The sequence below is a fragment of the Myroides indicus genome (genome assembly GCF_004364575.1).
Lineage (GTDB): Bacteria > Bacteroidota > Bacteroidia > Flavobacteriales > Flavobacteriaceae > Flavobacterium > Flavobacterium indicum_A.
In genome coordinates, this window is sequence record NZ_SOAG01000021.1 from 1 (window position 1) to 11,612 (window position 11,612).

12 protein-coding genes, 5 tRNA genes and 1 pseudogene are annotated in these 11,612 nt (G+C 35.4%); 4 read left to right on the forward strand and 14 right to left on the reverse strand.

Annotated features, from left to right (window positions below; translation table 11 throughout):
- The 5 genes and pseudogenes from C8P70_RS14320 to C8P70_RS09400 all read right to left on the reverse strand — a co-directional run.
- Window positions 1-130 (reverse strand): annotated as a pseudogene (locus tag C8P70_RS14320) (IS982 family transposase); the annotation flags it as partial.
- A 150-nt stretch (window positions 131-280) separates the two neighbouring features.
- Window positions 281-1,969, reverse strand: coding sequence for an ABC transporter ATP-binding protein (locus tag C8P70_RS09385; protein WP_133713075.1), 1,689 nt, complete (start codon window positions 1,967-1,969; stop codon window positions 281-283).
- Between the two features lie 246 nt (window positions 1,970-2,215).
- Window positions 2,216-2,668, reverse strand: coding sequence for an OsmC family protein (locus tag C8P70_RS09390; protein WP_133713076.1), 453 nt, complete (start codon window positions 2,666-2,668; stop codon window positions 2,216-2,218).
- A gap of 464 nt (window positions 2,669-3,132) precedes the next feature.
- Window positions 3,133-3,846 (reverse strand): 3'-5' exonuclease, encoded by a 714-nt coding sequence (locus C8P70_RS09395; protein WP_133713077.1) that lies wholly within the window; start codon window positions 3,844-3,846, stop codon window positions 3,133-3,135.
- 5 nt (window positions 3,847-3,851) lie between these two features.
- A complete protein-coding gene (locus tag C8P70_RS09400; RefSeq protein WP_133713134.1) occupies window positions 3,852-5,012 on the reverse strand; it encodes a serine hydrolase domain-containing protein in 1,161 nt (386 codons plus the stop codon).
- 157 nt (window positions 5,013-5,169) lie between these two features.
- Between C8P70_RS09400 and C8P70_RS09405 the strand changes: the two genes are divergently transcribed.
- Window positions 5,170-5,811, forward strand: coding sequence for an O-methyltransferase (locus C8P70_RS09405; protein ID WP_133713078.1), 642 nt, complete (start codon window positions 5,170-5,172; stop codon window positions 5,809-5,811).
- Window positions 5,812-5,849: 38 nt separating this feature from the next.
- On the opposite strand, the gene C8P70_RS09410 is transcribed toward C8P70_RS09405, so the two are convergent.
- The 4 genes from C8P70_RS09410 to C8P70_RS09425 form a co-directional block, all read right to left on the reverse strand.
- Window positions 5,850-6,419 carry a phosphatase PAP2 family protein gene (locus C8P70_RS09410; protein WP_133713079.1) on the reverse strand — a complete coding sequence of 190 codons (570 nt, stop codon included), beginning with the start codon at window positions 6,417-6,419 and terminating at the stop codon, window positions 5,850-5,852.
- A complete protein-coding gene (locus C8P70_RS09415; protein ID WP_133713080.1) occupies window positions 6,419-6,718 on the reverse strand; it encodes a Sec-independent protein translocase subunit TatA/TatB in 300 nt (99 codons plus the stop codon). The genes C8P70_RS09410 and C8P70_RS09415 overlap by 1 nt, the downstream gene beginning before the upstream one ends.
- 92 nt (window positions 6,719-6,810) lie before the next feature.
- The gene (locus C8P70_RS09420; RefSeq protein WP_133713081.1) at window positions 6,811-7,578 is read right to left on the reverse strand and encodes a hypothetical protein; all 768 of its coding nucleotides are present in this window, start codon (window positions 7,576-7,578) and stop codon (window positions 6,811-6,813) included.
- Between the two features lie 86 nt (window positions 7,579-7,664).
- Window positions 7,665-8,312 carry a hypothetical protein gene (locus C8P70_RS09425; protein ID WP_133713082.1) on the reverse strand — a complete coding sequence of 216 codons (648 nt, stop codon included), beginning with the start codon at window positions 8,310-8,312 and terminating at the stop codon, window positions 7,665-7,667.
- A gap of 179 nt (window positions 8,313-8,491) precedes the next feature.
- Between C8P70_RS09425 and pepE the strand changes: the two genes are divergently transcribed.
- A complete protein-coding gene (gene pepE / locus C8P70_RS09430) occupies window positions 8,492-9,199 on the forward strand; it encodes a dipeptidase PepE (protein ID WP_133713083.1) in 708 nt (235 codons plus the stop codon).
- Window positions 9,200-9,259: 60 nt separating this feature from the next.
- Here the strand turns inward: pepE and C8P70_RS09435 are convergent.
- From C8P70_RS09435 to C8P70_RS09455, 5 genes are all read right to left on the reverse strand, one after another.
- Window positions 9,260-9,332: transfer RNA gene (locus tag C8P70_RS09435), tRNA-Gly, on the reverse strand.
- A 36-nt stretch (window positions 9,333-9,368) separates the two neighbouring features.
- A tRNA-Gly gene (locus C8P70_RS09440) sits at window positions 9,369-9,444 on the reverse strand.
- A gap of 39 nt (window positions 9,445-9,483) precedes the next feature.
- Window positions 9,484-9,556 (reverse strand) — tRNA-Gly (locus tag C8P70_RS09445).
- A 39-nt stretch (window positions 9,557-9,595) separates the two neighbouring features.
- Window positions 9,596-9,668, reverse strand: a tRNA-Gly gene (locus C8P70_RS09450).
- Between the two features lie 36 nt (window positions 9,669-9,704).
- Window positions 9,705-9,780, reverse strand: a tRNA-Gly gene (locus tag C8P70_RS09455).
- Between the two features lie 193 nt (window positions 9,781-9,973).
- On the opposite strand from C8P70_RS09455, the gene C8P70_RS09460 reads away from it, so the two are divergent.
- Entirely contained in the window at window positions 9,974-10,447 is a 474-nt protein-coding gene (locus C8P70_RS09460) for a GbsR/MarR family transcriptional regulator (RefSeq protein WP_133713084.1), read from the forward strand.
- An 8-nt stretch (window positions 10,448-10,455) separates the two neighbouring features.
- Window positions 10,456-11,610 (forward strand): efflux RND transporter periplasmic adaptor subunit, encoded by a 1,155-nt coding sequence (locus C8P70_RS09465; protein WP_133713085.1) that lies wholly within the window; start codon window positions 10,456-10,458, stop codon window positions 11,608-11,610.
- Window positions 11,611-11,612 lie beyond the last annotated feature (2 nt).

An 11,612-nucleotide genomic window follows, 5' to 3' on the forward strand; every position in this document is an offset into this window, starting at 1 on the left:
TTAAAGCAAGACTTATCAATTCCAAATCCTTCAATTTGGGTGTTCGTCTTTGGTAGGGCAATAAATTTTCATTTGATATTTTTCGTAAAACTTCCAAAATTCTTTCGTAATTTGAACCTAAGTTGTTCATTGTAAATGGTTTTGTAGTTAATTCAATTTACTGATTTTAAATCAAATGAACAACTTTTCTCTTCTTTAATTCATAATGCACAACGGGTATATTATATGTATTTACTCGAAAATTTAAGAGTCTTAGATTTCTTTGCGGTGGAAAATAATTCTAAATCCCCTTTGCTACAGAATCAATAAGTTTTTGGGTATAATTACTTTGCGGATGAGCATATACAGCGTCGGCTTCGCCTTTTTCTTCAATTTTACCTTTGTTCATTACCATAATCTGGTCTGCCATGTATTTGACAACGGTTAAATCGTGTGAAATAAAAATATAGGTAAAGCCTAAATTTTCCTTTAATTCATTCAGCAGGTTAAGCACCTGTGCCTGTACTGAAATATCCAATGCCGAAACCGATTCGTCACAGATAATTAGTTTGGGTTGTACGGCAATGGTCCGCGCAATGCCGATCCGCTGTCGTTGCCCGCCCGAAAATTCGTGCGGATAGCGGTTGTACATTTCAGCATTCAAGCCCACTCTTTCCAAAATTTCCAGTGCTTTTTGTTTGCGTTCCGCTTTATTTTTGTACAATCGGTGTACTTCCATCGGTTCGACAATGGCTTCACCAATCGTTTTTCGCGGATTTAAAGACGAATAGGGATCCTGAAAAATAATCTGAATGTCTTTTCGCAAGGCGCGAAGCTCTCCCTTTTTTAATTGAGTAATATCTTTTCCTCTGTAAAAAATTTGTCCCGATGTGGCTTTATCCAGCTGCAGAATTACATTGCCTAAAGTTGATTTTCCACATCCGCTTTCCCCTACTAATCCCAGTGTTTCTCCTGCGTAAACATTAAAACTAATATCAGACAAAGCGGTAAATTTACCTTTGGAAAACAGGGAACTGTTAGTTATATAATCCTTAAATACATGTCTGACTTCCAACAGAGGAGATTGGCTGTAAATGGCATTATGTCGTGTAATCCTTTGAGTTGGATCTACTATTTCTTCTAAAACTTTCCCTTTTGTAAAATCAGAAATAGTAGGTAATTTTTTTAATCTTACCTCTGTCGATGGTCTCGAAGCGATCAATGCTTGCGTATATAGTTCTTTGGGATAATGAAAAACGTCTTTTGCCGTGCCCTGTTCTGCAATATTGCCCTGAAACATTACTATAATCCGATTGGCAATAGACGACACCAATTCCAAATCATGTGAAATAAACAGCATTCCCATCCCTGTTTCCTGCTGGAGCTCTTTGAGCAGATCAATAATATCTTTCTGAACGGTAGCATCCAAAGCCGTTGTAGGTTCGTCGGCAATCAAAAGCAACGGCTTACTGGCAATCGCCATAGCTATCATCACTCTTTGTTTTTGTCCCCCCGAAATCTGATGCGGATATTTGCTGTAAATACTTCGGGGATCCGGTAATTTTACTTTTTTGAATAACTGAAATACCTCAGCCAAAATCTCCTTTTCTTTTAACTGTGTATGCGTTCTTAACATTTCCGCTACTTGCTCACCACACTTCATTGTTGGATTGAGTGCACTCATTGGCTCCTGAAAAATCATAGCCACCTTATTACCTCTTAAAGCCTGAAAAGATTTTTCGTTAAAATGAGTAATATCCTGTCCGTTGAATTCAATTTTCCCGTGGCTGATTTTAGCAACATTTTCCGGCAAAAGTCCCATAATTGCAAGAGATGTCACAGACTTTCCCGAACCTGATTCTCCTACCACGCCTAGAATTTCGTTTTTAAAAATGCTAAACGAACTGTCATGAACAACAGTATGCCATTCTTTTTCCTTTTGGAAATCAACCTGTAAATGTTCAATATTAATAAGGGGTAGTTGGGTCATAAGCCAATTCTGTACTCGTTGCAATCTATACAAAAATAAGATTTTAGACAGAAGTAAAAAGAAAGAGGCTGAAAATAAAAGATAAAGCGGGTAACTAAGACTGCTAATAACCCAAAACTATATTTTAAAAGTAAAATAGAAATATATTTGAAGATACCTTTTGAAGAAGTACAAGGCTAAAAATCAGAATAAATACTATTCACTCTAACTTTTAATCTTGTACTAAACTAAAATGAATATCCATAATTAAGCTACCTTTACCCGATCGTATTCCTTAACTAAAGTTAATACGGTAGGTGTTTTTTCTTTAAACATACTAAATATAGGACATGCCGATTTTATAGCATCCATCCATTCTTTTAACAATACTATCGAAGCCGGTGTAGTTGGTTTTACAATAATATCAACGCGTTTAAACTTTTCTACGCCATTTACTTCATCCTGCAAATTAGAATCAAGCTCTCCGCTTACTTCAATCTGAATAGATTTTAAATCCAGTTTAAGCGTAGAACCAAGCAGATTTCCAACAGAGTGAATACTTCCCGCTAATCTTGCTAATAATAATTCTTCTGAACTGGCATTTACTTCTCTTACCAGTTCTCTTCCATCTTTAACAGTAAAAGAAACGTTAGCCGTTTTGATGGCAAACTGACGTTCTCTTGCTGAAAACCCCAGAACTTTTACAACTTTTTTTCCCATTTTGTTGTTATAATAATAATTGAACGAATAAAAAAAGTCCTTTTGGTGCTTGTGCTGCCAAAAGGACTCGTTTGTTTTATATTTTAATACTAAAAAGATTAAAACCTTTCCCTAAGCAACACTATACCGCGCAAATGTGAAAACCACATCCGTTTACAGATCATTGTATTCATAATTGCGGTATTTAATTTATATTTTTTCATTTTATCTTTTAAGTGCTATACTCTGTTTAATACTCATAAAAAAAGCCCCTGTTTACTTACAGAGGCTTCTATTTATATATTTTATCATCAAATAAAATTATCCAATAGAGACCTCTGCGACATAATGCCACATAATAAACTTAATTGAACAACGTTTATTTAAATTCATTTTTCTTTGTATTTTTAAACTTTTGCACACCAAAATTACAAAAAATGCATTGTCAAAATTCAGCTTCATTTAGATTTAACCTTTTCTTAACTCTACACGGATTTCACTTCACTTTGTTCTAATATAGCTTCTCCTCTAAACCTTAGCAAAACTTGTGCCACTGCTACAACATCTTTTTCACAATAAGCAATAATCCGATCAATATTTTTTTCCTGATAATACACTTTTGCTACTTCACTCCCATCAATATCATCTTTTGGCGAAGGAATTCCTAATATTTTGGTCAGAAGCTTTAATGATGTGTAATGCTTATAATCTCCAAACTTCCACAATTCCATCGTATCTAAATGAGCAACTTCCCACGGTTTTTTGCCGACTAAATTCAACTTATCGGGTATTTTAACCCCATTTATCAACATTCTTCGGGCAATATAAGGATAATCAAACTCTTTTGTATTATGTCCGCATAACAGATGTTGGACTTGGTTAAAATGTGTATTCAACAAATTAGAAAAATCCAGTAAAAGCTGCGGCTCATCGCCCCAAAATGAAGTAGTTCTAAACTGTCGTTCTCCATTTTTGTAAGCAAAAAAACCTACCGATATACAAACTATTTTTCCAAATTCAGCCCATATTCCGGCTCTCTCATAGTATTCTTCAGCAGTTTGGTTCTCCTTACGCTGGTAGGCTGTTTTTGCTTCATACAAAGCTTGCATCTCGCTGTCCAATTGTAAAAAATCAGTATGCTCCGGTACAGTTTCGATGTCCAGAAATAAAATATTTTCCAGCTTGATATTCTCTAACATTTACCTTACTTTTTGCGTTGTTCCAACATTTTATAAGTCTCATCTATATAAACATACAAATCGTTGCTGTGCGGATCCGTTTCGGTTTGCAAACCTTTTATATGTCCCAAGCGCACGATAATAACATTATCTTTTGGAGAAACAATAACAAACTGTCCTAAGTGTCCGCGCATATAAAAGAAATCCTGATCTTTATAATGTTTAAGCCACCAACCATAGCCGTATTCGGGAGATTTCTCAAAACGAGGTTTAACCGACAAGGCTACAAATGCACTATCTAGGACTTGTTCTCCCTCCCACTTTCCAAAATCTTTATACAGTTTTCCAAAACGCGCAAAATCGCGAGCATTGGTTGTAAAGCAGCAAAATCCTTTTTCTATTCCATCTCCCGCATGATCCAATTGCCACAGTGCTGCGTTTTCTGCCCCCATAGGTTTCCAAAAGTATTCGGAAACATAATCTGAAACATATTTCCCGGTTGCTTTTTCCAAAACCATCGTTAATAATTCCGTATCACCGCTTTTGTATTCAAATTCTTTTCCTGGTTGTTCGCTTATCTTTATATTCTGCATAACTTTACGCAAGTCTTTATCAAAATACACTCTTGTCATCACAGAAAAAGGACTGTAATATGCTTCGTCCCAATCCAGCCCTGATGCCATAGAGGATAAGTCCCCCACAGTAAGCTCATCGCTATATGAACCTTTGAGTTCCGGCAAAAAATCTTTTACTTTTACATCCAGATTTTTTATTTCTCCCCTCTGTATTGCCTTGCCTAATGCAGCAGAGATAATGCTTTTTGCCATTGAAAAGCCGTTGGATATTTTGTCTTTATTGTATTCGTCAAAATAACTTTCGTACCACAAACTATCATTTTTAATAATCAAAAAAGCGGTAGTTTGGAGCTCTTTATGAGTTTGCTCTAACTTTTCGGTCGACTTTGTCTGGTTGTAGTCATTGGCAACTGCCCACGGTTGAGGAGTCCCTTTTTTAATTTCCCGAGTTGGAAAATAGTGATAATCATCTAAAAATGCAGTAGAATGCCCGTTAAAATAAACTACTCTTACTGCTCTGAATAAATAATCTACATTAAATATATAAGCCAAAGCAACCAATGCTGCAATACTTACTGCCAACCACTTTACAATTTTTAATACTATTTTCATCATTTTTATTTTTTTGGCGGAGTTTGTGTCTAAGATAAGATTTTTAACTGTTTGTTTATATAAAATCAAACAGAAATTTAAATGTTTATCTGCTTCCTTTCTCCAATCTGGAAATTATATTTATACCTTTGCCGCAGTTAAAAAACATAAAACCGTCATGCATTTTATATCTCAGGCACTAGAGGATTACGCAGCTTTACATTCCGAAAATGAACCGGAATTACTAGCTCAGCTAGATAAAGAAACTCATCAAAAAGTTTTACAGCCTCGTATGTTAAGCGGGCATTTTCAAGGTCGTTTTTTGAGTCTTATCTCTAAACTGACCAACCCTAAAAATATTTTGGAAATCGGAACATTTACTGGTTACGCAACTTTATGTTTGGCAGAAGGACTTCAATCCGATGGCATTTTAGACACTATAGACGTCAATGAAGAATTATACGATTTTCAGCGTAAATACTTTGACAAATCGCTTTACGGTGAACAGATCATTCAGCATGTGGGAAGTGCACTGGATATTATCCCCCAATTAGACAAAAGATATGATTTAGTTTTTATAGACGCAGATAAAAAGAATTACATCAACTACTTTCAGCTAATCGTCCCAAAGGTGAACAAGGGTGGTATTATTTTGTCTGACAATGTCCTGTGGTCGGGAAAAGTGCTCGAAGAAATAAAGCCCAATGACAAAAGTACAATCGAGATTGATCATTATAACAAACTTTTAAAAGAAGATCCGAGAGTAGAAACAGTTTTATTACCTATTCGTGACGGATTGACGATTTCCAGAGTAAAGTAAATTGACAATAAAGAGTTTGTACTGTAAAAATTGTTCGATTAGTGTAACTTATCAGCATATTTTGTTTCTATATATTTAAAAAGTATATAAAACAATGTTCCGCTGAATATTCCAAAACAGTATCCCACTAAAATATCTCCCGGAAAATGCAAAGAGAGATAGATTCTGCTATAAGCAAATACCAAAGGAAAGATGAATACCAAAAAAGCATATTTGTAATATTTTCGCAATATTAAAAAAAGGAAAAGCATGGTAGCTGTTGAGTTAGATGCATGACCAGAGAAAAAGCTCAAAGTAGGACTGCATTTTACAACCCGGATTAACTCTTTTATATCCTCCGTATTACATGGTCGCGGTCGGGCAACGCTGTATTTTACCAGATTGGTCATCTGATCTGTAAAGGTTATTAGTCCTGCTAAAAATAAAACAATAACCCCGAGTGTTTTTAAAGAAACCTTTTTATATAAACAATATAAAAGCACTAAAAAAAAGGGAAGCCAGTTGATTTGTTTTGTTATGAATAACCAAAAGGAATCGTAGGAAGAACTGCCAAGCCCGTTAAGGTAAACAAGTAGATTTTTATCCGCCGCTATTAGTGATTCTAACATTAGTTTTGTCTTTTTATAGGTCCTGTAATATTTTCTATATCTTCTTTCTGTTTATTTATTTCGGTCTGAATATCTTTTACAGGATTTATATCCACGTCAAATGCTTCCTGAATGTCTTTTTTAATCCCGGATTCTTCCGCACTTTTATTAATTTCGTGTTTTATATCGTTTGTAGCATTTTTTACCTGAGCCATAAATTTTCCGAATGCTCTCGCCATTTCGGGAACTTTATCTGAACCGAAAAGCATTAATATTATCAGAATAATAAAAAAAAGCTCTCCACCACCAATACCAAACATACTAATCTCATTTATAAGTTATCTCCGCAAATTTACGAAGTTTATTTTTTTTTCTATTAAAAAGCTTCAACGCATTTGTTAAATGAAACAAACTAGTCTTTGAGTTCCGATTTGTTTTTCTGAATATCTTTATTCTCAATTAGCTCTATAAAATCTAAGGCAAGCTCTCCTACCCGAGATTCTATTTTATCTTTGTCAGTAATACTGCTGTGCAAAAGAGCAATCATCTGATCATCTCCTACCAGATAATAAGCAAAGCCTAAAACGTAATCCTGTGGAATACTATAATTATTAACCAATTTGCTCTCCGAAACAATGTTTAACAATTTATCCTTACGCATGTCCTGTTTCTCATACACTAATGCTTTTTTCAACATTTTGGTTCTGCCCGAAATCCAATTTACAATTGCATCAACAGATATAACGATTCCATTCCCTGAAGCTGATGTAGCGGTATACAACCTTCTTTCAGCAGGCGTATATCGCTTGGTTCCTTTAGGAATTAACCCCAATGATTCTGATGTAATTTTCGTAATAACAATTTCGTCTAACTGAGTTACCAATTCATTTGTCTCCATAGGAATTAAAATCAAATCACGCTTAAAATCTTCCTCATCCAACTGGTATCGATAACCTATAAATAAAGCTCCTGAAAACACCAAAACATCATTTTCTTTAGCTTTTATTTTAAAATATCCTCCTTTTTCGGTAAGAAGCGCTTCTCCTGTATTGATATTAGATACATAAACTCCTTCCAAGTGCTTTGACCGTGACACTACTTTTCCGTGTATAGTTTTTCCTTCCTGAGCTTGTACAAAAGAAAAAACAAGCATCAATAAAAAAGTTAAAAAAAATCTCATCTATCACTTGGTTAATAAGAAGGGTAAAAATATCTTATTGATTATGATTTAAAAACTTTACAAATGTAAAGTTGTGTTAAAAGAAGTTAGTTGGTTGTTCTCTTTCTGTAATCGGGCAATAATTCACTAATTCGAAATTCCACCTGTCTTCGGTTGGGCAAATCTTCGTTTAGCAAAATACTCATATCCGCATCCTCCACTAAATAATACGCAAAGCCTTCTATATTTTCAGGATATATATCAAATCTTCTGCCTAACTCTTCTTTGCTGAACACCTCAAACAAACGATTTTTAGTCATTTCCTGTTTTTCATAAACCAATGCTTTTTTTAAACTCTTAGTTCTTCCCGAAATAGCGTTTATCAAAGCATTTATCGGTCCGCTTGTAGCAGCGTGTAATTGTGCTTCTACCGGAGTATAACGCACCGCAGCACCAAAGTCCAATCCAATCGATTTCAAATCAAACGTATTAATTTTGATTTCTTGAAGCATATTTCCGCCATATTCAGCATTTTTGCTTTCAAACGGAATCAAAACAATTTCTTTGTCTATATCTTCATCTGTAATTATATAACTAAATTTTTCTTGTAAAAGAGTTTTAAACCGCAACGTATCTCCGGGCTGCGCCAAAATAATAAAACTACCTTTATTATTAACATTTCCCCATTTTCCTGACGTAGTATTTGTAACTGCTATTCCACTTTCATATCCGTTTTTTTCCACTATTTTCCCCATAAACGGAGAGCGTATTTGTCCACACATATTCAGACAGCACAAGAGTACACATACACAAATAAAGCTTTTCATTCTGTCAATACTTAAGAATTACTTCTTTCAAAGATATAAAATCAACGTACAAACCAAAGCTAATCTGATAAAACATAGTATTTTTACAAAAATTACAAGTTATAAAAATGAAAAAAATAATTATTGCCAGTACCTCAACTTTATATAACAGCGGCTATTTAGAATACCTGTTTCCGACACTTGCCAACCATTTTAAAAATGTAAAAAACCTCATTTTTATTCCGTATGCCAGACCGGGCGGAATTTCGCACGAGACCTATACCGAAAAAGCAAGAGATGCATTTTCTAAAATTGGAATAAACGTAAAAGGATTGCACGAATTTGAAAATCCGGTAAAAGCGCTCGAATCGGCAGAAGGTATCTTTACCGGAGGAGGAAATACTTTTTTGCTTGTACACCAATTATACAAAAATAATCTTATTGAAGCCATACAGAATGCTGTAAAATCAGGAACTCCTTATTTAGGATGCAGTGCTGGCAGCAATATTTGTGGTTTGACTATGGAAACCACCAACGACATGCCTATTGTCTATCCTCCTTCTTTTAAAACACTCTCTTTTGTTCCGTTTAATATTAACCCTCACTACTTGGATCCGGCAGAAGGCTCTACTCATATGGGTGAAACACGTGAAACCAGAATTAACGAATTTCACGCTTTCAATTCTCAGCCCGTTGTGGGTCTCAGAGAAGGCAGCTGGCTCGAAGTAAAAGGAGATTATATAGTGTTAAAGGGAGAATTGTCTGCACGCATTTTCGAACAAGGAAAACCAGCTTATGAAGTGACTCCGGAAACGGATTTAAGTCACCTAAACTAATCTTGTTCGCAAATATAATCAATAAAAAAACAGCTTCTTAATCAAGAAGCTGTTTCAAAGAGCGGAAGACGAGGCTCGAACTCGCGACAACCAGCTTGGAAGGCTGGAGCTCTACCAACTGAGCTACTTCCGCAGATGATAATATTTTTTAAAACCTTTATCCCGGTTTTGGAGCGGAAGACGAGGCTCGAACTCGCGACAACCAGCTTGGAAGGCTGGAGCTCTACCAACTGAGCTACTTCCGCAGATGATAATATTTTTTAAAACCCTTATCCCGGTTTTAGAGCGGAAGACGAGGCTCGAACTCGCGACAACCAGCTTGGAAGGCTGGAGCTCTACCAACTGAGCTACTTCCGCAGATGATAATATTTTTTAAAACCCTTATCCCGGTTTTAGAGCGGAAGACGAGGCTCGAACTCGCGACAACCAGCTTGGAAGGCTGGAGCTCTACCAACTGAGCTACTTCCGCAGATGATAATATTTTTTAAAACCTTTATCCCGGTTTTGGAGCGGAAGACGAGGCTCGAACTCGCGACAACCAGCTTGGAAGGCTGGAGCTCTACCAACTGAGCTACTTCCGCAATTATGGGTGCAAATATAATGCTATTTTAAAAATTCACGCAATTATTTTTTATATTTTTTATTCAGAAACTTTTACTCTTTAAAAAAGCACGCTATTTTTATTTCATCTAAATTATTAAGAATATTTTAAGTTTGTTTAGTTTTGTATTTACCGAACTAAACATATCTTTGCACCTCATTTATCATTAAATAATGCAATACGATCAAGGTTTAGTAGAATTATTTCAGGATTACTGTACACATTATGAGCAGGTTTTTCACATCTCACCGCTAACCGCACAAATATATACCTATATTATGTTTAACGGTCACAGAGATGGCATCACATTTGATGAAATTGTAGAAAAGCTCAATGCCAGTAAAAGCTCTGTTTCTAACAGCCTAAATTTACTCATTTCAAACAATCAAATAGAACACTTTAACAGGATTGACGAAAGAAAAAGATTTTTTAGGTTAAATCCTAATTTTATGATGATGCGACTAGAAATGATTAGAAATTTTTTAGATAAAGAACAAGGTTTAACTTCAAAATTAAAACAGTATATGGACAGCCAAAAATTAGAAACCTTTAGTTGTCTTCACAAAATGGATATTTATATAGAACATCTCGAAAAAAGCAAAGCACAATTAACAGAAACCATTGAAAAATTAAAAGGTCAAATTTAAGTAATCACATGAAACGCTATTTCCACATTATCACCCTTGCTACGCTGGCAATTAGTATTGCTTCTTGCGGAAAAAAGGGACAACAGCAAGCAGCAGGTGCTGCAATGCCATATAAAGTAGTTGAAGTTCCTACACAAGATGTTACAGGCTACAACTCATACCCAACCAATATTCAGGGAAAAATTACAAGTAATGTTCGTGCCAAAATATCTGGATACATAGAGCAATTATATGTGGATGAAGGTGCGATTGTAAAAAAAGGACAAGCTCTATTCAGACTGGAAACAAACTCTTTAGCTCAGGATGCCACAGCAGCTCAAGCTGCTATTAAAACAGCAGAAGCACGAGTAAATGTAGCACAGGTTAATGCAGACAAATTAGTTCCATTGGTACAAAAGGGAATTATCAGCAACATACAATTAGAAACCGCACAGGCAGATTTAGCCAGTGCAAAAAGCCAATTAGCCAGTGCGAAAGCACAATACGAAAGTGTTGCTGCTAATTTAGATTATTCAATTGTCAAAAGCCCTATAGACGGAATTGTAGGTGCAATACCTTACAGAGTAGGTTCTTTAGTAAGTCCGAATGATCCACAACCCTTAACCGTTGTATCTGACGACAGCGAAGTATATGCTTATTTTTCAATGAATGAAAAAGAGTATTTCAATTTTTTAGAAAAAATTGAAGGAAATTCCATTAAAGAAAAATTACAGCATTTGCCGGAAGTTCAATTAGTTTTGGCAAATGGTCAAACTTATACACATAGCGGAAAAATAGAAACCATATCCGGGCAAGTTAATCCTGCAACCGGAACGGTTCAAGTACGCGCCTTATTCTCTAACAAAGAGCGTTTTTTAAGTAACGGCAATAGTGGCAGCATACTAATTCCACAAGAATATAAAAATGTATTGGTTGTCCCTGAATCAGCTACTTTCGAACAACAAGGAGGCGTATATGTGTACAAAGTAGAAAATGATACGGCAAAAGCAACAAGAATTGAAGTAATTGATCGTGTAAACAAACTAGCTGTTGTAAAATCGGGTCTGGAAAAAGGACAAACTATTGTAGGTACGGGATTAGGTACCTTACGAAGCGGAACACCAATCACGCCAGATCCAATTGCATTTGAAGAAATCAACAATAGCATTCAATCAACATTCTAAAC